The organism is Variovorax cryoconiti, from assembly GCF_051216395.1.
Taxonomy (GTDB): domain Bacteria; phylum Pseudomonadota; class Gammaproteobacteria; order Burkholderiales; family Burkholderiaceae_C; genus Variovorax.
Genome location: NZ_JBPJZI010000008.1, coordinates 155,585 through 176,036, shown reverse-complemented (window position 1 = coordinate 176,036; position 20,452 = coordinate 155,585). Strand labels below are relative to the sequence as shown.

The following is a 20,452-nucleotide window of genomic DNA, read 5'->3' as shown; positions in this document are numbered from 1 at the left end:
CCGATGCTTGCGCCCGACACCGACCCGAAGGCAGCCGAACTCGTCATCCGCATGGTGAACGTGCAGAAGTGGTTTGGCGACTTCCAGGTGCTGCGCGACATCAATCTCGAGGTGCGGCGCGGCGAACGCATCGTGATCTGCGGCCCGTCGGGGTCGGGCAAGTCGACGCTGCTTCGCTGCATCAACCGGCTGGAAGAGCACCAGCAAGGCAACATCGTCGTCAACCGCATCGAGCTCACCAACGACACGCGCCGCATCGATGCGGTGCGCCGCGACGTGGGCATGGTGTTCCAGCACTTCAACCTGTTCCCGCACCTGACCATCCTCGAGAACTGCACGCTGGCGCCGATCTGGAGCAAGAAGTACACGCCCAAGGAAGCCAAGGAGGTCGCGATGTCGTACCTCACGAAAGTGAAGATCCCCGACCAGGCCAACAAGTACCCGTCGCAGCTCTCCGGCGGCCAGCAGCAGCGCGTCGCCATTGCCCGCGCGCTGTGCATGAGCCCGAAGGTCATGCTGTTCGACGAACCCACCTCGGCGCTCGACCCCGAGATGGTCAAGGAAGTGCTCGACACCATGGTGTCGCTCGCCGAAGACGGCACGACCATGCTGTCGGTCACGCACGAGATGGGCTTCGCGCGCCAGGTGGCCAACCGCGTGATCTTCATGGACCAGGGCTCCATCGTCGAAGAGGCCGCACCGGCCGAGTTCTTCAGCCATCCGAAGCACGAGCGCACGAAACTGTTCCTGAGCCAGCTGCTGCACTGAGGGTAGGGGGGAGGAGGCGCAGATGGCGCCTCATGGGCTCAGTCGGCGTATTCGCCGGCGTCCTTGATCACCTTCGCCCAACGGTTCTTCTCTGCTTCGACGAATTTCCGGTGGCTTGCGGGATCGAGGCGGTCGTCGGTCACGACGGTCAGGCCCAGTGCTTCTTCGCGCTTGATCAACTCAGGATCATTCAAGGCGGCACGCAACGCGCTGTTCAGCCTGGCTAGCACCGGCGCGGGGGTGCCTTTCGGGGCGTACAGCCCATGCCACACCTGGACGTTGAAGTCCTTGAGGCCCACCTCGGACAAGGTGGGTGTGTCCTTGAGCACAGGCAGCGGCAGGCGCTGCAGGCTCGTGACGCCATACGTCTTGACCTTCTTGCCTTCGATCTGCGGCACCGCGTTGACCGCCTGCTCGCACATCAGGTCCACCTGTCCGCCAATGAGGTCCGTCATCGCGGGCGCCGTCCCTTTGTAAGGGACTGTCGTCATGGTCGTCTTGAGCGCGTTCTGGAACATCAGGCCGCACAGGTGGGACGCCGAGCCGAGCCCTGCATTCGCGATGTTCACCTTGCTGCCGTTGGCGGCGATCCACTGGCGCAGCTCTGCGAAGCTGTTCGCCGTGAGCGAAGGTTTCCCAATCACGACCGAGGGTGCTTCGTTGATGAGGCCCAGGGTCTCGAAATCATCGGGCACCTTGTAGCTGAGCTTTCGGTAGAGCGCCGGGGCTGTGGCCATGCCGATGTGATGGACGAGCAGGGTGTAGCCGTCGGGCGTGGCGCGCGCCACCTTGGCCGATCCGATCGTGCCGCCTGCACCGATGGCGTTGTCGACGACGATGGTCTGCCCCAGCGGCTTGCGAAGCGCCTCGGCCAGATCGCGGGCGATCTTGTCGGTCGGCCCGCCTGCAGCGAAGGGCACCACCAGCGTGATCGGCTTGTCCGGGAATTCGGCCAATGCCGCCGACGCGGCGCTGGCCAGGACCAGGCTCGCGACGCAGCGCAATGTGTTGGTCATGTCTTGTCTCCTGTTCTTTTGGTGGGTTCGTCAGGCCGACAGCGCCTGCATCTCGCGATACAGGTCCGCCTTGCCTTCGAAGCCGATTCCGGGGAGGTCGGGCAGCGTGACGAAGCTGTTGTCGACCTTCACGCCGTCCGGGAAGCCACCGAACGGCTGGAACAGGTCGGGATACGACTCGTTGCCGCCCAGGCCCAGGCCGGCCGCGATGTTGAGCGACATCTGGTGGCCGCCGTGCGGGATGCAACGGCTGGCCGACCAGCCGTGTTCCTTGAGCATGTCGAGGGTGCGCAGGTATTCCACCAGGCCATAGCTGAGCGCACAGTCGAACTGCAGCCAGTCGCGGTCGGGGCGCATGCCGCCGTAGCGGATCAGGTTGCGCGCGTCCTGCATCGAGAACAGGTCTTCGCCGGTGGCCATCGGGTTCTTGTAGAAATTGCGCAGGGCCGCCTGCAGTTCGAAGTCGAGCGGGTCGCCCGGCTCCTCGTACCAGAACAGGTCGTACTGCGACAGTGCCTTGGCATAGGCGATCGCCGTTTCGAGGTCGAAGCGGCCGTTGGCGTCGACGCACAGCTTCTGGCCGTCCTGCAGCACTTCCATGATGGCGTCGATGCGGCGCAAGTCTTCGTCGAGCGAGGCCCCGCCGATCTTCTTCTTCACCACGGTGTAGCCGCGATCGATGTAGCTGCGCATCTCGTCTTGCAACTTCCTGTGATCCTGGCCCGGGTAGTAGTAGCCGCCGGCTGCGTAGACGAAGATCCTGCGGTTGGGCTTGCCGTCGCCGTAGCGGTCCGCGAGAAGCTGGAACAGCGGCTTGCCTTCGATCTTGGCAACCGCGTCCCAGACCGCCATGTCGATCGTGCCGATCGCCACCGAGCGCTCGCCGTGGCCGCCCGGCTTCTCGTTGGTGAACATGGCGTTCCAGATCTTGTGCGGGTCGAGGTTGTCGCCGGTGGCGTCGACGAGCGACGAAGGGTCGGCTTCCAGGATGCGAGGGATGAAACGCTCGCGCATCAGCTTGCCTTGGCCATAGCGGCCGTTGGAGTTGAACCCGTAGCCGACGACCGGCTTGCCGTCGCGGATCACGTCGGTGACCACGGCGACCAGGCTCAGCGTCATCTTGCTGAAGTCGATGTACGCGTTGCGGATGGGTGAGCTGATGGGGAGTGTCTTCTCCCGGATTTCCACGATCTTCATGGTTGGCTTCTGCGGGTTGATTTGGTGGCGCTATGCTCGCGCCCTCCGCGCTGGCTGACCAATGCTCTTGCAGGCCTCTGGCTCAAGGGCGTGGCGCAGGACCTGCTCGCACAGGTCGCGCGGCTGCCGGGCGAGGCGCGCACCGTGGCGGAAGCCAACGCGAGCACGTTGCGGCTGGCCTCCACCCACGCGCTTTCGTTGACCTTTCTGCCGGGTTGGCTCAGCGGCCTCGAGGCGCGAGCCGACGTCGGGCGCATCCAGCTCGATTCGGATGTCCTGCAGCGCTGCGAATCGCTCTTGCAGCAGAGCAAGGTCCACATGGTGCTGTGCCATGCGCATGCCAAGGCGCCGGGTTTGCTGGAGGCCAGCGGCTATGCGTTCGCGACGGTCGGGAGCGACGAGATGATCCCGGTCTCTGCGGGCGATGCACAAGGGAAGGCAAGAAGCTGGCTTCCGGAGCCCCGCGCCAGCCAGGTGCCTTTGCTGAGCTACAGCGAAGCGTCAGGCCTGGGGCGCATCATGCGCGCCGTGATCGGGCACGACCTGGAGAAATTGCCGGTCCAGACCGTGTTCAGTGCGCACCTGGCTTCCGTGCTTCGGACGATGGCCCTGGAGGGGCGCGGGATTGCATGGCTGCCTCGGACGCTGATCGCCGACGACCTTGCCGCGCACCGGTTGGTGGAGGCGGCCCCGCCGCGATGGCGCATCCCGCTGGAGATTCGTCTCTACCGCGACGCCATCCGGTTGGGCAGAGCAGCCGAGGCGCTGTGGGAAGAGGCACGTCAAAAGGCAGAGACCGACCGCATGCCCACCACGGACTGAAAACGGCCGGGCGGAGGAGGCCACGGCGGCCTTGCGCCATCAGTCCATGCGAGCGCCCGAGGCCTTCACAGCCTGCTCCCACCGTGGCGTTTCGGTCGCCAGGAAGCGCGCGAACTCCTCGCTGCCGAGAAAGGCGGGATCGGCCCCCTGGCTCACCATGCGCTCGCGCACGTCGGCGCTGGTCAGCACCTGCCGGAAGGCGTCGCTGAGCTTGGCGACCACGTCCTTGGGTGTGTCTTTCGGCGCGAGGAAGCCGTAGAAGCCCACCACCTCGAAACCCTTGATGCCCGACTCGATGACGGTCGGTACGTCGGGCAGGGCGGGGTTGCGTTCGCGGCTGGTCACGGCCAGTGCGCGCACCTTGCCCTGCTTGTGGTAGTTGGCCGCCTGCGGAATCGACTCGGCCATGAACTGCACCTGGCCGCCCATCAGGTCGGTGAAGGCGGGCGCGCTGCCGCGGTAGGGGATGTGGACCATGAACAGGCCGGTGGCGGTCTTGAACATCTCGGGCACCAGGTGGCTGATGCCGCCGTTGCCGGCCGAGCCGTAGTTGACCTGGCCCGGGCGCGCCTTGGCGTAGTCGACGAACTGGCGCAGGTTCTGCACCGGCAGCTTGGGCGTGACGAGCAGCGCCAGCGGCTGCATCGCCGTGCGTGCGATCGGCACGAAGTCGCGCTGCGTGTTGTAGGGCAGCTTGCTGTAGAGCGCGCCGTTGATGACGGCCACGCCGGTGTTGGCCAGCATGAGCGTGTAGCCGTCGGCCGGGCTCTTGGCGACCGCGTCGGCGCCGACCGAGCCGCCCGCACCCGGCTTGTAGTCGACGATCAGCGGCTGGCCGAGCACCGCCTGCAGCTTGTCGGTCAGGAGGCGCGCGTGCTGGTCGAGCGGGCCGCCGGCCGGGAAGCCGATCACGATCTTGATCGGCTTGTCGGGGTAGGCCGCCGCGGCGGGCAGCGATGCGGCGGCAAGGCCGAGAAACAGCGTCGCGCAGATCGCGGCGCGAACGGGAAGGTGGCGCATGGTCGTCTCCGTGGTTGTGGCGGCGATCATAAGGAGCGCCGCAGCGCCGCGGCGAGGGAAGCAGGCCCCTCGCCCCTATCCCATTCGGCGGAATTGACGGGGGACCGGCGGCGCCTGCACGATGGCTGGTTTGTCGAAGACCGCACGCGGGTCTTCGCCTTCTGCAACTGACGCCGCGCCGTTCGCGGCAAGGAGTGTGTCGATGATTGCCTTCACACGCGTGGCATCGATTGCCCCCGCGCGCAACGGCGAGGCGATCGCCGCGGCGCACGAGATCGCTCGCTACATGAAGGGCGCCTATGGCATCGAGTTCGAGGTGCTGCTGCCGGTCGTCGGCCATCCGCAGCGCGTCGCCTGGTCCAGCCGCCACGCAGATCTCGCGGCGCTCGATGCGCTCAACACACGCATTGCGGACGACGCACGCTACTGGGAGATCATGCGCAGGGCCGCCGGGAATTTTCTTTCCGGCTCGATGCACGACTCGATCTGGCGCACGGCCTCGCTGTAGATCCTCGACACGCCATACCCGCCCATCACTCCGCCGCGATGCCGGCGTCCTTGACGACCTTGCCCCACTTGGCGAGGTCGGACTTGATCAGCGCCGCGTACTGCTGCGGCGTGCCGCCCTGGATCTCGATGCCGGCGGCTTCCAGCTTGGTCCGCACGTCGGGCAGCTTCAGGGCCGCGTTGATCTCGGCATTGAGCTTGGCGATGATCGCCTTGGGCGTGCCGGCCGGCGCCAGGAAGCCGCCGTTCGTGTTGGCGTCGTAGCCCTTCAAGCCCTGTTCGTCCGCGGTCGGCACGTCCGGCATGGACGACGCCCGCTTGCGCGTCGACACGGCGATGGCGCGCACGTTGCCGGCCTTGGCCTGCGACTGAATGGCGCTGATCGTGTCGATGTAGAGGGCGGTGCGTCCGGCCAGCAGGTCGGGGTGCGCGGCGGAAGAGCCCTTGTAGGGCACCAGCAGCATCGGCGCCCCGCTCGCCATGCGGAACATCTCGGCCGCCATTTCCTGGGCACTGCCGCGGCCCGAGGTGGCGACCTTGGCCTGGTCTGGATTGGCCTTCATCCAGGCCACGAATTCGGGCAGCGTCTTGGCGGGAATCTGCGGATAGATGGCGAACACCAGCGGTACCTCGTGGGTGTAGACGATGGGCTCGAAGCTCGTCTCCGGATCCCAGCCCAGGTTCTTGAACAGGTACTTGTTGATGTTGTGGCTGCCGCCCACGATGCCGATCGTGTAGCCGTCGGGCACCGATTTGGCGAGGATGTCGGTGCCGAGATTGTTGGAGGCGCCGGGGCGGTTGTCGATGACCACCGGCTGCCCCATCGCGATGGCGAGCTTGTCGCCGACGACGCGGGCCAGCGTGTCGATGGCGCCGCCCGGTGGGGCGGGCACGATGATCTTGATGGCGCGCGTGGGGTAGGCCTGGGCCGATGCCGCATGCGGTAGCACGGTCAGTGTGGCCGAGAGGGCGAGGGCCTTGAACAGGGGGATGAGTTTCATGTCTGTCTCCTTTGGTTGTTGATCGATCGTCATGAAGCACCCGCGGGCGCGGGCCGGTGACTCGGCCCTGCCCGACGCACGGAATGGCACTGGCCATCCACCGTCATCGTGAACTCGCCGATGCCCACGGCGCCGCCGCTGACGACGTCGCCCGGCTGCAGCGCGCCCACGCCAGCGGGCGTGCCGGTGTAGATCAGGTCGCCCGGCGCCAGCGCGACGGAGCGCGACAGCATCGCCACCAGTTCTGGCACCGGCCACAGCAGGTCGCCCACGTCGGCGCGTTGCCGTTCGACGCCGTTCACCGCGAGCCACACGGCGCCGTGCCGCGGGTGGCCGCACGTTGCCGCCGGCATCAGGGGCGTGCAGGGCGCCGAATGGTCGAAGGCCTTCGCCGGCTCCCAGGGGCCGCCGGCGCGCTTGGCTTGCTGCTGCAGGTCGCGCCGCGTGAGATCCAGTCCCGCGGCGTAGCCCCAGACGTGATGCGACGCCACCTGTGCCGGGTCGATGTCCTGACCGCCATGGCCGATGGCCACGACCAGTTCGATCTCGTGGCAGAAGTCGCTGGTGCCCGGCGGGTAGGGCAGCAAGCCCTGCGCAGGCACCACGGCGTTCGCGGGTTTCATGAACCAGGCCGGCATCTCCTGCGGCGGCGCTTCGTCGGACTGCCAGCGGTAGTTGCGGCCGATGCAGAACACACGCCCCACGGGAAAGCGCGCCGCGCTGCCGGCCACGGCCAGGGTGGTCGGTGCGCGCGGAGGAAAGACGAAGTCCGTCATGTGGCGGTCGTCGGGTCAGGTCGTCAGGCTCAGCGCCGGGCGTTCGCCGGCCAGCGCCTGGGCGATGCTCTCGAGCACCATCCGGCCCATCGCGGTGCGGGTCTCCCAGGTGGCGCTGGCGCGGTGCGCCTGGAGCGTCGCGTATTCGGACTGGCGCAGCGCCGACGGCACATGGGGCTCGTCGACGAACACGTCGAGCCCCGCACCGGCGATGCGCCGGGCGGCGAGGGCGTCGGTTAGATCGGCCTCGTTGACCAGGCGTCCGCGGGCCACATTGACCAGGAAGCCGCGCGGGCCGAGCGCCTCGAGCACGCCCGCGTCGACGATGCCTTCGGCCTTGTCGGCGGCGGCGCACAGCACCAGCGCGTCGGATTCGCGCGCCAGATCGATCAGCGTCGGCACGAAGGCGTGCGGAACGTCGTCCATCCGGCGCAGGTCGGTGTAGCGGATCGGGCAGCCGAAGGCGGCGGCCCGTGTCGCGACGGCGCGGCCCACGCGGCCCATGCCGACGATGCCCACGCGCATCCCGCTGAAGCGGCGCGCCAGCGGGATGGCGTTGGGCTGCGGATGAAGCGGCCACTGGCCGTCGCGCACGAAGCGGTCGCCGGCGCACAGGTTGCGGCAGGCCGCGATCAGCAGGCCGATGGCCAGGTCGGCCACATCGTCGGTCAGCGCGCCCAGCGTGGCGGTCACGGGCAGGCCGCGTTCGCGGCAGTACGCCAGGTCGACGGCGTCGGTGCCGACGCCGTTGACGGCCACGACCTTGAGCGCCGGCAGTTGCGCCAGCATCGCCTGCGCGATGCCGGTGTGGCCGCCGGTGATGACCGCGTCGATGGACGCGCCGTATTCGCGCAGCCAGGCGTCGCGATCGGCCATCTCGAAATACTTGTGGACCGTGTAGAGCGACGCGAGCGTGTCGTTGATCGCCGGGATCAGGATCGGGTTGAGTTGCAGGACGTGGGGCTTCATGTCGATGTGCGAGGGGTGGCCCTCGGGTGCGGGCGGGCTGTCTCCAGGATGGGTGCATGTTAGGAATGGATTGATGAGGTGGTCAATATTGACGTATAAAATCAATATATAACTCTTTGCATCCGACCCATGGCTTCCTGGATTTCGATGGACGAGGTGTGCCGCCTTCTCGCGGTGCGGCCCCAGACGGTGTATGCCTATGTGAGTCGCGGCAAGCTGGAGGTCATGCCCGACCCGGCCGACACGCGGCGCAGCCTGTACCGTGCCGACGACGTCGCCGGCCTCACCAAGCGCAAGAAGGCGGGCCGCAAGCACGAGACCCTGGCGGCCAACACGCTCTTCGGCTCGGAGCCGAGCATCCCCACGGCCCTGTGTTCGTTCTATCGCGGGCGCCCGTACTACCGTGGCCAGGACGCCGTGAGCCTGGCCCGCACGGCGACGCTGGAAGAGGCCGCCCAGCTGCTGTGGGGCGCCACGCAGCCGGTCGACTTTTCATCCGCAGCGTCAACCACCTCGGCGCGCGCGGGCCAGTCCGGCCGCAGTGCGGCTTTCACGGCGCTGGCCAGGCTGTCGGCCGACGGGCACTCGACCCGCGGGCGCCTCACGCGGGTGCTGCACCACGAGGCCCAGGGCCTGGTCGGCCAGTTGGCCACGGCCTTCGGCGCCCAGCCGGGCCGTCAGCCCTTGCACCTGCGCTTTGCACAAGGCTGGAAGCAGTCGCCCGAGGTGGCCCAATTGCTGCGGACGGCGATGGTGCTGCTGGCCGATCACGAGCTGACGAGTTCGGCCTTCGTCGCACGCATCGCGGCGTCGACCGGCGCCTCGTTGCCGGCGTGCCTTCTGGCGGGGTTGACCACGCTCTCGGGCCCCTTGCATGGCGATGCCTCGGGCCGCGTGCAGGCCTTGTTCAGCGAAGTGGAGCGCCTGGGTGACGACAAGGTGGTGGCGCACTACCTGTCGACCGGTTCGCCCCTGGCAGGTTTCGGCCATCACCTCTACCCCGACGGCGATCCGCGCGCGGCCGCGCTGCTGGCGCTGTTCGAGCCGCCCAAGGTCATCGCGCGCTTCATCGAGAAGGTGACGGCGCTGACCGGCTTGCAGCCCAACATCGACGTGGCGCTGGCGGCTTTGGTGGCGCACCATCGCTTGCCCGCCGATGCGGCCTTCGGCCTGTTCGCCACCGCGCGCAGCGTCGGCCTGCTGGCGCACAGCCTGGAGCAACTGGGCGTGGCCCAGGTGATCCGTCCACGCGGGCGCTACGTGGGCGCGATGCCCGACGTACAGGGCGCGGCCGCTGCCGAAGCGAGCGCCCGGTACTCTGTCAGCGATAGAGCCAGCCGGCCACGCGCCGTGTGATGCGGGGCATCAGCACATAGGTCATCAGCGCCACGACGATGGCCGACGTGGCGAAGTGCGAGAGGTAGGTGTCGTGCAGCGCCGGCACCCAGCGCGCGAGCCACTGCACGCCACGAGGCACGAACAGCGTGAGCGGAAAGATGACGCAGAGCGTGAGCAGGAACTGCTTGTAGCGCCGTGCCGGCTTCTGGCCCGGCGCCGGCTGGAACCAGAACTCCAGGCCGGTCACCGTCTTCACCTCTTCGTCGCTGGCGAGCATCGGCAGCACCTCGTCGAGCAGCGCATGCCGCGCGGCCGACTGGAACCAGTCCTCGGCGTGCAGCAGCGAGTCGAAGCGGATCGTGACGGTGTAGAGCGTGGAGCCCGCCGGCGGATGGATGACGTGCACGCCCCGGTGTCCGGGGAAGCGCTCGGCGATCGGCACGATGCGCTGGAGCCATTGCTCGTAGGCGGCGGCCGCGTCGGGCCGCACGTGGTGCCGGATCACGGCGGTGACGCTCTCGGCGCGTGGCAGGCGGCGGGCCGTCACGTCGGACAGCGTGGCGTTGCGCAACGAGGGCTCGCGATCGTCGGTGGTGGGCGTGGGGGTGTCGGCGGTCATGGTGTGTCGAGCATCGTGGGGCTGCCTGACAGCGGCGCTGCAGGCGTGTTGCATCTGTAAGCGCAGCAGGTGCGCCGACACATCGCATTGAAACGCCCGCCTCGCACATTGGCAAGGTCGCGGCCCCGGGTGGCCGTGCCCAAGGAGTCTTCGATGACATCGCTTCGCCAACCCCTCACCCTGTCGAGCGCGTCATGACCCGCTCGTCTTCACCCCGCGCCATCGTCGTCGGCGGCTCGCTCGGCGGGCTGCTTGCGGCCACCACGCTGCGTGCGGCCGGCTGGTCGGTCGATGTCTTCGAACGCTCGCCGAGTGCGCTGGACAGCCGCGGCGGCGGCATCGTGCTGCAGCCCGACGTGCTGGCGGCGTTCCGCTTCGCCGGCGTCGCGCAGGGCGAGACGCTGGGCGTCCGATCCGGTGACCGCATCTACCTGGATGCGGGCGACCGCGTGCTGCACCGGACGTACATGCCGCAGACGCAGACCTCGTGGAACCGGCTCCACGGCGCGATGCACGCAGCCTTGCCGCCCGGCACTGTGCACGCCGGCGAGCGGCTCGTGAGTTTTCGCGAGACGGCGGGCAGCGTGATGGCGCTGTTCGAAAGCGGCCGGGTGGAGAGTGCCGACCTTCTGGTGGGCGCCGACGGGTCGCGCTCGACGGTGCGCGGACAGCTGCTGCCGGGCCACGACCCGCGCTACGCGGGCTATGTCGCATGGCGCGGCCTCGTGCCCGAATCGAAGGTGCCGGCCTCGGTGGCCGCGCGGCTCGGCAACGCCTTCGTCTTCCAGCAGGGGTCCGATCATCTGCTGCTCGAGTACCTGGTGCCGGGCGAGGACGGTTCGCTGGCCGAGGGCCAGAGGCGCCGCAACTGGGTCTGGTACCGGCGGCTCGATCGCGAAGGCCTCGCGCGCCTGCTCACGGCACGCGACGGCAGCACGCATGCGCTGGCCCTGCCGCCCGGACTCGCCAAGGAGGGCGATGTGGCCGCACTGCGGCGCGAGGCACAGGCCCTGCTGGCGCCGAGCCTTCAAGCCCTGGTCCTTGCCACGGAGGCGCCTTTCGTCCAGGCGATCGTCGACCTCGGCGTGCCGCGCATGCGCTTCGGCGCGACGGTGCTGATCGGCGATGCGGCCTTCGTGCCGCGCCCGCACACGGCCGGCAGCACGGCCAAGGCGGCGGCCAATGCGCTGTCGCTGGCGCAGGCGCTGCAGGTGGACGCGCGCGAGCCGGTGGACCGGCTGGCGCGCTGGGAGGCGAAGCAGCTGGCAGCGGGGCGCGCGATGAGTGCGGCGGGCATCGACATGGGGAACCGCATCATGGGCAGCGCGCCCTGAGTGGCCCGGCGCGGCGCCGAACAGCCCCATCTTGCATACAAGGGAAAACCCCGATGCCACTCTGAAACCGGTTTCATACACTGCCAGCCCATGCACCGATACCTGTCCGCAGGGCTTGCCCCGTGAATTACCAATTCCAGTTCGACGCGGTCTTCGCGGCCTGGCCGCTGCTGCTCAAGGGCACCTGGATCACCATCCAGCTGTCGCTCATCGCCACCGCGCTCGGCCTCATCGTGGCCGTCTTCTGCGCCTGGGGCAAGACCTCCGGTCCGGGTTGGCTTCGCTTCCTCGTCAACGCGTACATCGAGGTGATCCGCAACACCCCGTTCCTGGTGCAGCTGTTCTTCTTTTTCTTCGCGCTGCCGGCCATCGGCCTGCGCTGGTCGCCCTACACGGCGGCGCTGACGGCCATGGTGGTGAACCTCGGCGCGTATGCCACGGAGATCATCCGGGCCGGCATCGAGTCGATCCCGCGCGGGCAGATCGAGGCGGGCAGGGCGCTCAACTTGAAGCCGTGGGAGATCTTCCGCTTCATCATCATCAAGCCGGCGCTCAAGGCGATCTACCCGGCGCTGACCAGCCAGTTCATCCTGCTGATGCTGAGCTCGGCGGTGGTGTCGGTCATCTCGGCCGATGACCTGACCTCGGTCGCGGCCAACCTGCAGTCGCAGACCTTCCGCAGCTTCGAGATCTACATCGTGGTCGCTGGCATCTACCTGCTGCTGGCGATGGCCTTCTCGGGTCTGTTCAAGCTGATCTACCAGCGCACGCTCAACTACCCGGACCGCCGGTAAGCCGGGAGAACATCGATGCGTACCTTCGGCTACCCCGAATTCCTCTTCATCCTCGAAGCCGCCAAGTGGACCCTGGCGCTGTCGCTCATCGCCTTCATCGGCGGCGCGATCCTCGGCCTGGTCATCGCGCTGGCCCGCACGTCGGAAAGCAAGACCGCGCGTGGCCTGGCGATCGGCTTCATCCAGATCTTCCAGGGCACGCCGCTGCTGCTGCAACTGTTCCTGATCTTCTTCGGCGCGCCGGTGCTGGGGCTGGACATCAACCCGTGGATCGCCGCAGGCGCGGCGCTCATCCTCAACAGCGCGGCCTTCCTGGGCGAGATCTGGCGCGGCTGCATCGAGGCGATCCCGCGCGGGCAGATCGAGGCGGCGCATGCGCTCAATCTCAAGTACGGCGCACGCATGCGTGACGTGGTGCTGCCGCAGGCCTTCAGGATCGCGCTCGCGCCGACGGTCGGCTACGTGGTGCAGATCATCAAGGGCACCTCGCTCGCGGCCATCATCGGCTTCACCGAGATCACGCGCGCCGGCCAGATCATCAACAACGCGACCTTCCAGCCGCTGTACGTCTTCACGACGGTGGCCGCCATCTACTTCGCGATCTGCTGGCCGCTGTCATTGCTGGCCGCGCGCATGGAACGCAAGCGCAACCTTGCGATGGCTCGCTAGGAATGAGGCCCAACCCCGATGCGCCTGCGGCGCCTCCCCCTCAAGGGGGCGCACCCAGCGGCCTGGCAAAGCCAGTTCCGCGGGTGCCCTGGCATGGACCACGTTTGTTTCAATCTCTGACCCTTTCTGTTTCGATTCCAACCAAGGAGACTTCGACATGACCTCGTTCAACACCACCCGCCGCAGCACCACCGCAGCCCTGGCCGCCCTCGGCCTGGGCGCTGCGCTCACCGTGTTCGCCCCCTTCGCCGCAGCGCAGTCGGTCGCCGACATCAAGAAGAAGGGCGAGATCACCATCGGCATGCTGGTTGACTTCCCGCCCTACGGCACGACCAACGCCAAGAACGAACCCGACGGCTACGACGCCGACGTGGCCAAGCTGCTGGCCAAGGAGTGGGGCGTCAAGGCCAACATCGTGCCGGTCACCGGCCCGAACCGCATTCCCTTCCTCTTGACCAACAAGGTCGACCTGCTGGTCGCATCGCTGGCCGTCACGCCCGAGCGCGCCAAGCAGGTGCAGTTCTCCACGCCTTACGCCGCCGCGACCATCGTGCTGTACGGCAAGACCAGCGCCAGCATCAAGGGCCCTGCCGACCTGAAGGGCCAGCGCATCGGCGTGGCCCGTGCGTCGACGCAGGACGTCGCGGTGACCAAGGCCGCCCCGGAAGGCACCGAGATCCGCCGCTTCGACGACGACGCATCGGCCATGCAGGCGCTGATGTCGGGCCAGGTGGACGCCATCGGCTGCTCGCTCACCGTCGCCGCGCAGATCGCCAAGCGCGTGCCGGCCAACACTTTCGAGAACAAGTTCAACCTGGTGCAGCAGGCCATGGGTATCGCGATGCGCCCCGGCCAGGACGAGCTGACCAAGGCGGTGAACGACTTCGTGGCGAAGAACACCGCCAACGGCGAACTCAACAAGCTCTACCAGAAGTGGCTGGGCGCCGACCTGCCCAAGCTGCAGTAAGCACCATCTGACGGAACTTCCATGACCGACGCAATGACGACGAACGGCGCCGAACCCATCATCCGCCTGGAAGCGGTGAACAAGTGGTACGGTGAATTCCAGGTGCTGACTGGCATCGACCTCGCGGTGCGCGCGGGCGAGCGCATCGTGATCTGCGGGCCGTCGGGCTCGGGCAAGTCGACGCTCATCCGCTGCATCAACCGGCTCGAGACGGTGCAGAAGGGCCGCATCGTGGTCGACGGCATCGACCTCACCGCGGGCGGCAAGAACGTCGACGCGGTGCGTGCCGAAGTCGGCATGGTGTTCCAGCAGTTCAACCTGTTCCCGCACCTCACCATCCTCGAGAACTGCACGCTGGCGCCGATGCGCTCGCGGGGCATGAACAAGGCGCAGGCCGAAGAGGTGGCGATGAAGTACCTCACGCGCGTGCGCATTCCCGAGCAGGCGAAGAAGTACCCGAGCCAGCTCTCCGGCGGGCAGCAGCAGCGCGTGGCCATTGCGCGTGCGCTGTGCATGACGCCGAAGATCATGCTGTTCGACGAGCCCACGTCGGCGCTCGACCCCGAGATGGTCAAGGAAGTGCTCGACACCATGATCTCGCTGGCCGAAGACGGTATGACCATGCTGTGCGTGACGCACGAGATGGGCTTCGCCCGCAGCGTGGCCGACCGCGTGATCTTCATGGCCGACGGCAAGATCGTCGAGCAGGCGCCGCCGACCGAGTTCTTCGGCAATCCGCAGAACGAGAAGACCCGGCAGTTCCTCGGCCAGATCCTGTCGTCGCACCAGGCGCACTGATGGCTTCGATTCCCGTACTGATCTCGCTGTCGTCCTTCGGCGCGGCCGAGGTGGGCCGGCACGGCCAGCTGTGGTGTTCGCAACTCGCGCGAGCGGCCGGTGCCGATTCCGTCGAGGTGCGCGGCGAGCTGCTGCGCGACCCGGTGGCCGAACTGCCTGCGCTCGCCGGCCACGCCGCGGTCTACAGCAGCCCCGAGGGCCTGTGGGCCGAAGGCGGCTGGCTCGACAACGCGGCCTTGCAGCGCGGCATCGCGGCAGCGACGACGCTCGGCGCCAAGCGGCTGAAGATGGCGATCGGTGACTTCCGTGCCTCTTCGCACGGCTCGCTGTGGGGCCTGAAGGTCGCGCTGGCCGAGACGCGCATCGAGCTGCTGATCGAGAACGACCAGACCGTCGCCGCCGGCACCTTGCCCGCGCTGCAGACCTTCTTTGACGTGGCCGACCGGGCCGGCGTGAACCTGGGCATGACCTTCGACATGGGCAACTGGCACTGGGTCGGCGAATGCCCGCTCGACGCGGCCAAGGCGCTGGGCCCCCGCGTGCGCTATGTGCATTGCAAGGGCGTGCAGCGGCTGCCCGCGAAGTGGGTGGCCGTGCCGCTGACGGAGTCTGCCGCACCGTGGCGCGCCGTGCTGCGCGCCTTGCCGGCCAACGTGCCGCACGCCATCGAATACCCGTTGATCGGTGACGACCTGCTGGCTGTCACGAAGCAACAGATCGACATCATCCGAAACACGCGCGCCCAGCCATGACCGACACCGCCTTCGATGTCGCCCTGTTCGGCGAAGCCATGCTGCTGCTGGTGGCCGACCGGCCCGGCCCGCTGGAGGATGCGCAGTCCTTCCACAAGCGCACCGCTGGCGCCGAGACCAACGTGGCCATCGGCCTGTCGCGCCTCGGCCTCAAGGTCGGCTGGGCCAGCCGGCTGGGCACCGACTCGATGGGCCGCTGCCTGCTCGCGACGATGAAGGCCGAGGGCATCGACTGCTCGCACGTCATCTGCGACGCGACGCAGAAGACCGGCTTCCAGTTCAAGGGCCGCGTCACCGACGGCAGCGACCCACCGGTCGAATACCACCGCAAGGGCTCAGCCGCGAGCCAGATGACGCCCGACGATGTCGACGTGGCCTGGCTCACCTCGGCGCGCCACCTGCACGCCACCGGCGTGTTCCCGGCCATCTCCGCCACCACGCTGCCGGCTGCGATCAAGACCATGGACGCGATGCGCGCCGCCGGCCGCACCATCTCCTTCGACCCCAACCTGCGCCCGACGCTGTGGGCGTCGACCGATGCCATGCGCACCGCCATCAACGACCTCGCGTCGCGTGCCGACTGGGTGCTGCCGGGCATGGAAGAGGGCCTGCTGCTCACGGGCGAAAGCACGCCCGAAGGCGTCGCGGCGTTCTATCGCCAACTCGGCGCGAGGCTGGTCGTCGTCAAGCTCGGCGCCGAGGGCGCGTACTACGACAGCGACACGGCCGGCACCGGTCGTGTGGAAGGCTTCCCCGTGAAGGAAGTCATCGACACCGTGGGCGCCGGTGACGGCTTCGCGGCCGGCGTGGTCAGTGCGCTGCTCGAAGGCCGCAGCGTGCCCGACGCGGTACGGCGCGGCAGCTGGATCGGCGCCCGTGCCGTGCAGGTGCTGGGCGACACCGAAGGCCTGCCGACGCGGGCGCAACTGGAGGAGGCCGGGCTGTGAACGCATCGAGCAGAAAGAACATCGTCGTGTTTCGCGAACTGCCGCCCGACCAGCTGGCGCGTCTGCAGGCCGCGCACCATGTCGTGGTGGCCGACCCCAAGCGCGACCTCGCCGCCTTCCAGGCCGCACTGCCGACGGCGCACGGACTCATTGGCTCCAGCTACCCGGTCGACGCCGCGCTGCTCGACCGCGCGCCGCAGCTGGAAGTGATCTCCAGCGTGTCGGTCGGCGTCGACAACTACGCGTTGACCGAGCTGAACGCACGAGGCATCGTGCTGTGCCACACGCCCGGCGTGCTCGACGAGACAGTGGCCGACACCGTGTTCGCGCTGCTGATGGCGACCAGCCGCCGCGTCGTCGAACTCGCCAACCTCGTACGCGAAGGGCAGTGGACCAAGAACATCGGCGAAGACCTGTTCGGCTTCGACGTGCACGGCAAGACGATCGGCCTGTTGGGCTTCGGCCGCATCGGCCAGGCCATCGCGCGGCGTGCGTCGCTGGGCTTCGGCATGCCGGTGCTGTACCACGCGCGCCGGCCGGTTGACCTGGCCGTACAGGCGCCCGAGCTGCACGGGCGCGCGACGCACACGCCGTTGAACGAGCTGCTGGCACGGGCCGACTTCGTGGTCGCGATGCTGCCCTTGTCCGACGCCACGCGCGGGATGATCGATGCTCAACGCTTCGCCGCGATGAAGCCCGGCGCCGTCTTCATCAACGGCGGCCGCGGTGCCACGGTGAACGAACCCGCGCTGCTCGCCGCGCTCGACAGCGGCCACCTGCGGGCCGCCGGCCTCGACGTATTCGCCAAGGAACCGCTGCCGATGGACTCGGCCCTGCGCACGCATCCGCGCGTCACGCCGCTGCCGCACATCGGCTCCGCCACGCACGAGACGCGCCATGCGATGGCCGAGCTGGCCACCACCAACCTGCTGCAGGCGCTGGCCGGCGAAAGGCCGACGGCCGTCTACGACACGGCGGCCGTGTGAGCACCCGCGCGCCGCGCCCCAAGCCCGCCGGCCAGCGGGCCACCATCGCCGATGTGGCGGCGGCGGCGGGCGTGTCGAAGGCGACGGTGTCGCGCTTCTTCAACCATCGCGAGCGCCTGCTGAGCCCCGACATCGCCGCGCGCGTCGAAGCGGCCATCGCCACGCTGGGCTATTCGCCGAGCCCCATGGCGCAGGCGCTGAGCCGCGGCAAGTCGCGCCTCATCGGCCTCATCGTCGCGGACATCACCAACCCCTATTCGGTGGCCGTGCTGCGCGGTGCCGAGAAGGCCTGCCAGGACGCCGGCTACCTCGTGATGCTGTTCAACCTGGGCAATGAGAGCGGGCGCGAGCGCGAAGCCATCGATGCGCTGGCGGGCTACCAGGTCGACGGCTTCATCCTCAACACGCTGGGCCGCGGCGCGGGCGCGGTCGACGCGGTGGCGCTGCATGGCAAGCCCGCAGTGCTGGTCGACCGGCGCCATGCCGGCATGCACGCGGACTTCGTGTCGCTCGACAACCCGGGTGCGATGGCGCAGGTCTGCGAGCATCTGCTCGACGGCGGCTGGCGTGAACTGCTCTACATCACCGAACCGCAGAAGGGTGTGAGCACCCGACGCGAGCGCACGGGCGCTTTCAACGACTGCGTCGCGGCCCACGCGCCCCAGGTCAAGGGCGAGGTCTTCGAGAGCGAGGAGGGCGACACCGCGGGCCTGGAAGCGGCGCTGCGGGCGCTGCATCAGCGGGCCAAGCGCGGGCGGCGCCAGGCGGCGGTGATCTCGGGCAATGCGGTGGTGACCTTGCGCGTGGCGGCGGCGATGACGCAACTGGGCTGGCACTTCGGTCGCGAACTGGGCTTCGTCGGCTTCGACGATCCCGAATGGGCGCCGTTGATCGGCCCGGGCCTCACGACGCTGGCACAGCCGACCGACGCGATCGGTCGCGCTGCGGCCGGCTGCCTGATCGAGCGCCTGCGCGGGCTCGAAGGCGCAGCGCGCCAGCGGCTGTTGCCCGGCGAGCTGGTGGTGCGAGGTTCATCGTCCTCCTCCTTGCTCGCGACATAGCATCGCGCCGCCGGCATCAGAAGCTCGGTGCGGTGTCCGAGGCGGTTGTGTTCTTGAGCTGCTGCTCCGCTTCGGCGAACACGTCGCCGATGTAGGCGGCGCTTGCCACCAGCACGGCCTCGGTGCTGGCGATGGGCGGTGGGATGTCCCAGAACAGCGAGGTCGGTGGCTTGTTCGACGGGCCGCATCCGGCGAGTGCGGCGCCGAGCGCGAGAAGGGACAGTGCTTTGGAGAATGGGTGAGTGGACATGAGGGCTACCAGGTGGCGTGGCCCCACGAGACAGGATGAAACGATGCGGGGCCGGGCGCCGATGGTCAGCGAAGCACGCGGCGCCGACCAGACCACGGAAGGCCTATGGCCGCAGAGCTACGGCTGCTGGCGTACGGCCGATCGACGTGGGCCGATGCCGGCCATGGCACGCGCTACACCGTCAGCTGCGTGGTCGACAGCACCTCCTTGAGCACCATGAAACTGCGCACCTGCCGCACGCCCGGCAGGTAGAGCAACTGCTCGGCATGCAACCGGTTGAAGCTCTCGTGGTCGCGCGTGCGCAGCATCATGAAGTAGTCGAACTCGCCGGTCACCACGTGGCATTCGAGGCAGCCCGTGACCTTCTGCACGGCCTTCTCGAAGTCGGCGAAGGACTCGGGCGTGGAGCGGTCGAGCACCACGCCGATCATCACCAGCATGCCGGCGTCGAGCGCACGCGGCTCCAGCAGCGCCACGATGCCGCGGATCATGCCCATCGCCTTGAGGCGCTCGACGCGGCGCAGGCAGGCCGGCGCACTCAGGTTGACCTTGGCCGCCAGCGCGACGTTGGAGACCGACGCATCGCGCTGCAGCGCACGCAGGATGGCCCGGTCGGTGCGGTCCAGCGTGTCTTTCAGGGACGCTGCGGTGCTGGCGCTTTGGGTTTGGCGTTTTATTGCGCGCATCGTCGAAACCTCGGAATTAAAAAACGAGAAGTGGATTCTGACGGCAGATCCGTTCGGTGAAGTCCGCTCATTTTGCAACCCTGTGGCGCGGCCTATTTCCTAAGATCGATTCACACATTTGCTGTTGAACGCACCGAGGACCCCATGCCATGAATCTGCAGAAATTTCCGCGCTACCCCCTGACCTTCGGCCCGACGCCTATCCAGCCGCTCAAGCGGCTCAGCGCGCACCTCGGCGGCAAGGTCGATCTCTATGCCAAGCGCGAGGACTGCAACAGCGGCCTGGCCTTCGGCGGCAACAAGACGCGCAAGCTCGAGTACCTCATCCCCGAGGCGCTCGAAGGCGGCTACGACACGCTGGTGTCCATCGGCGGCATCCAGTCGAACCAGACGCGCCAGGTCGCGGCGGTGGCGGCGCACCTGGGCCTCAAGTGCGTGCTGGTGCAGGAGAACTGGGTGAACTATTCCGACGCGGTGTACGACCGGGTCGGCAACATCGAGATGTCCCGCATCATGGGCGCCGACGTGCGCCTGGACGCCGCGGGCTTCGACATCGGCATCCGCAAGAGCTGGGAAGACGCGATGGACAGCGTGCGCCAGGCCGGCGGCAAGCCCTTCCCTATTCCCGCAGGCTGCTCGGAACATCCGAAGGGTGGCCTGGGCTTCGTGGCCTTCGCCGAAGAGGTGCGACAGCAGGAGGCCGAGCTCGGCTTCAAGTTCGACTACATCGTGGTCTGTGCCGTCACCGGCAGCACGCAGGCCGGCATGGTGGTCGGCTTCGCGGCCGACGGCCGTGCCGACCGTGTGATCGGCATCGATGCCTCGGCCAAGCCGGAGAAGACCTATGACCAGGTGCTTCGCATCGCGAAGAACACGGCCGAACTGGTCGAACTCGGCCGTGACATCACCGAGAAGGACGTGGTGCTCGATACCCGTTTCGGTGGCCCGGAGTACGGCCTGCCCAGCGAGGGAACGCTCGAGGCGATCCGCCTGAGCGCACGCTTCGAAGCCATGCTGACCGACCCGGTGTACGAGGGCAAGTCGATGCACGGGATGATCGAAAAGGTGCGCCTCGGCGAGTTCCCGCCGGGCTCGAAGGTGCTGTATGCCCACCTCGGCGGCGTGCCGGCGTTGAGCGCCTACAGCTTCATCTTCCGCAACGGCTGAGAACGTGCG

Annotated in this window: 23 protein-coding genes; 14 read left to right on the top strand and 9 right to left on the bottom strand. The window is 68.0% G+C overall.

Annotation, left to right across the window (positions count from 1 at the left end):
• Positions 1-3 precede the first annotated feature (3 nt).
• Positions 4-768, top strand: a complete 765-nt coding sequence (locus tag ACSFA2_RS19245) for an amino acid ABC transporter ATP-binding protein (RefSeq protein ID WP_435457009.1) — start codon at positions 4-6, stop codon at positions 766-768.
• A gap of 38 nt (positions 769-806) precedes the next feature.
• On the opposite strand, the gene ACSFA2_RS19240 is transcribed toward ACSFA2_RS19245, so the two are convergent.
• Together ACSFA2_RS19240 and ACSFA2_RS19235 are read right to left on the bottom strand one after the other, a co-directional pair.
• Positions 807-1,784, bottom strand: coding sequence for a tripartite tricarboxylate transporter substrate-binding protein (locus ACSFA2_RS19240; protein WP_435456923.1), 978 nt, complete (start codon positions 1,782-1,784; stop codon positions 807-809).
• A 30-nt stretch (positions 1,785-1,814) separates the two neighbouring features.
• Positions 1,815-2,981, bottom strand: a complete 1,167-nt coding sequence (locus ACSFA2_RS19235; protein WP_435456922.1) for a mandelate racemase/muconate lactonizing enzyme family protein — start codon at positions 2,979-2,981, stop codon at positions 1,815-1,817.
• Between the two features lie 90 nt (positions 2,982-3,071).
• On the opposite strand from ACSFA2_RS19235, the gene ACSFA2_RS19230 reads away from it, so the two are divergent.
• Positions 3,072-3,803: a LysR substrate-binding domain-containing protein gene (locus ACSFA2_RS19230; RefSeq protein ID WP_435456921.1), complete on the top strand. Its 732-nt coding sequence runs from the start codon at positions 3,072-3,074 to the stop codon at positions 3,801-3,803.
• 39 nt (positions 3,804-3,842) lie between these two features.
• Here the strand turns inward: ACSFA2_RS19230 and ACSFA2_RS19225 are convergent, their stop codons facing one another.
• Positions 3,843-4,823 carry a Bug family tripartite tricarboxylate transporter substrate binding protein gene (locus ACSFA2_RS19225; protein WP_435456920.1) on the bottom strand — a complete coding sequence of 327 codons (981 nt, stop codon included), beginning with the start codon at positions 4,821-4,823 and terminating at the stop codon, positions 3,843-3,845.
• Positions 4,824-5,025: 202 nt separating this feature from the next.
• On the opposite strand from ACSFA2_RS19225, the gene ACSFA2_RS19220 reads away from it, so the two are divergent.
• Positions 5,026-5,331 (top strand): hypothetical protein, encoded by a 306-nt coding sequence (locus ACSFA2_RS19220; protein WP_435456919.1) that lies wholly within the window; start codon positions 5,026-5,028, stop codon positions 5,329-5,331.
• 25 nt (positions 5,332-5,356) lie between these two features.
• Here ACSFA2_RS19220 and ACSFA2_RS19215 read toward each other — a convergent pair whose 3' ends face one another.
• From ACSFA2_RS19215 to ACSFA2_RS19205, 3 genes are read right to left on the bottom strand one after another with little or no spacing between them, the layout of a single operon-like run.
• The gene (locus ACSFA2_RS19215) at positions 5,357-6,331 is read right to left on the bottom strand and encodes a Bug family tripartite tricarboxylate transporter substrate binding protein (protein ID WP_435456918.1); all 975 of its coding nucleotides are present in this window, start codon (positions 6,329-6,331) and stop codon (positions 5,357-5,359) included.
• Between the two features lie 29 nt (positions 6,332-6,360).
• Entirely contained in the window at positions 6,361-7,107 is a 747-nt protein-coding gene (locus ACSFA2_RS19210) for a fumarylacetoacetate hydrolase family protein (RefSeq protein WP_435456917.1), read from the bottom strand.
• A gap of 15 nt (positions 7,108-7,122) precedes the next feature.
• On the bottom strand, positions 7,123-8,076 hold the full coding sequence (locus ACSFA2_RS19205) for a 2-hydroxyacid dehydrogenase (protein WP_435456916.1): 954 nt from the start codon (positions 8,074-8,076) through the stop codon (positions 7,123-7,125).
• Positions 8,077-8,205: 129 nt separating this feature from the next.
• Here ACSFA2_RS19205 and ACSFA2_RS19200 point away from each other — a divergent pair, with 129 nt between their 5' ends.
• Positions 8,206-9,432, top strand: coding sequence for a citrate/2-methylcitrate synthase (locus tag ACSFA2_RS19200; protein ID WP_435456915.1), 1,227 nt, complete (start codon positions 8,206-8,208; stop codon positions 9,430-9,432).
• Here ACSFA2_RS19200 and ACSFA2_RS19195 read toward each other — a convergent pair.
• On the bottom strand, positions 9,398-10,033 hold the full coding sequence (locus ACSFA2_RS19195; protein ID WP_435456914.1) for an antibiotic biosynthesis monooxygenase: 636 nt from the start codon (positions 10,031-10,033) through the stop codon (positions 9,398-9,400). The two genes, ACSFA2_RS19200 and ACSFA2_RS19195, sit on opposite strands and share 35 nt — an antisense overlap.
• Positions 10,034-10,227: 194 nt before the next feature.
• Between ACSFA2_RS19195 and ACSFA2_RS19190 the strand changes: the two genes are divergently transcribed.
• The 9 genes from ACSFA2_RS19190 (at position 10,228) to ACSFA2_RS19150 (ending at position 18,341) form a co-directional block, all read left to right on the top strand.
• Positions 10,228-11,367, top strand: coding sequence for an FAD binding domain-containing protein (locus ACSFA2_RS19190; protein WP_435456913.1), 1,140 nt, complete (start codon positions 10,228-10,230; stop codon positions 11,365-11,367).
• A gap of 122 nt (positions 11,368-11,489) precedes the next feature.
• Entirely contained in the window at positions 11,490-12,161 is a 672-nt protein-coding gene (locus tag ACSFA2_RS19185) for an amino acid ABC transporter permease (RefSeq protein ID WP_435456912.1), read from the top strand.
• 15 nt (positions 12,162-12,176) lie between these two features.
• Complete coding sequence (locus ACSFA2_RS19180) at positions 12,177-12,830, top strand: amino acid ABC transporter permease (protein ID WP_435456911.1); 654 nt, start codon at positions 12,177-12,179, stop codon at positions 12,828-12,830.
• A gap of 157 nt (positions 12,831-12,987) precedes the next feature.
• A complete protein-coding gene (locus ACSFA2_RS19175; RefSeq protein ID WP_435456910.1) occupies positions 12,988-13,797 on the top strand; it encodes a transporter substrate-binding domain-containing protein in 810 nt (269 codons plus the stop codon).
• 33 nt (positions 13,798-13,830) lie between these two features.
• Positions 13,831-14,595, top strand: a complete 765-nt coding sequence (locus ACSFA2_RS19170; protein WP_435457008.1) for an amino acid ABC transporter ATP-binding protein — start codon at positions 13,831-13,833, stop codon at positions 14,593-14,595.
• Positions 14,595-15,347 (top strand): sugar phosphate isomerase/epimerase family protein, encoded by a 753-nt coding sequence (locus tag ACSFA2_RS19165; protein ID WP_435456909.1) that lies wholly within the window; start codon positions 14,595-14,597, stop codon positions 15,345-15,347. Before ACSFA2_RS19170 ends, ACSFA2_RS19165 begins: the two co-directional genes overlap by 1 nt.
• The gene (locus ACSFA2_RS19160) at positions 15,344-16,294 is read left to right on the top strand and encodes a sugar kinase (RefSeq protein WP_435456908.1); all 951 of its coding nucleotides are present in this window, start codon (positions 15,344-15,346) and stop codon (positions 16,292-16,294) included. Before ACSFA2_RS19165 ends, ACSFA2_RS19160 begins: the two co-directional genes overlap by 4 nt.
• Positions 16,291-17,280: a 2-hydroxyacid dehydrogenase gene (locus tag ACSFA2_RS19155; protein ID WP_435456907.1), complete on the top strand. Its 990-nt coding sequence runs from the start codon at positions 16,291-16,293 to the stop codon at positions 17,278-17,280. Before ACSFA2_RS19160 ends, ACSFA2_RS19155 begins: the two co-directional genes overlap by 4 nt.
• Positions 17,277-18,341, top strand: a complete 1,065-nt coding sequence (locus ACSFA2_RS19150) for a LacI family DNA-binding transcriptional regulator (RefSeq protein ID WP_435456906.1) — start codon at positions 17,277-17,279, stop codon at positions 18,339-18,341. Before ACSFA2_RS19155 ends, ACSFA2_RS19150 begins: the two co-directional genes overlap by 4 nt.
• A 16-nt stretch (positions 18,342-18,357) precedes the next feature.
• On the opposite strand, the gene ACSFA2_RS19145 is transcribed toward ACSFA2_RS19150, so the two are convergent.
• A complete protein-coding gene (locus ACSFA2_RS19145; protein ID WP_435456905.1) occupies positions 18,358-18,591 on the bottom strand; it encodes a hypothetical protein in 234 nt (77 codons plus the stop codon).
• Positions 18,592-18,764: 173 nt separating this feature from the next.
• Positions 18,765-19,277 carry an Lrp/AsnC family transcriptional regulator gene (locus ACSFA2_RS19140; RefSeq protein ID WP_435456904.1) on the bottom strand — a complete coding sequence of 171 codons (513 nt, stop codon included), beginning with the start codon at positions 19,275-19,277 and terminating at the stop codon, positions 18,765-18,767.
• A 149-nt stretch (positions 19,278-19,426) separates the two neighbouring features.
• Here ACSFA2_RS19140 and ACSFA2_RS19135 point away from each other — a divergent pair, with 149 nt between their 5' ends.
• Positions 19,427-20,443 (top strand): 1-aminocyclopropane-1-carboxylate deaminase, encoded by a 1,017-nt coding sequence (locus tag ACSFA2_RS19135; RefSeq protein WP_435456903.1) that lies wholly within the window; start codon positions 19,427-19,429, stop codon positions 20,441-20,443.
• The last annotated feature ends 9 nt before the right edge of the window (positions 20,444-20,452 follow it).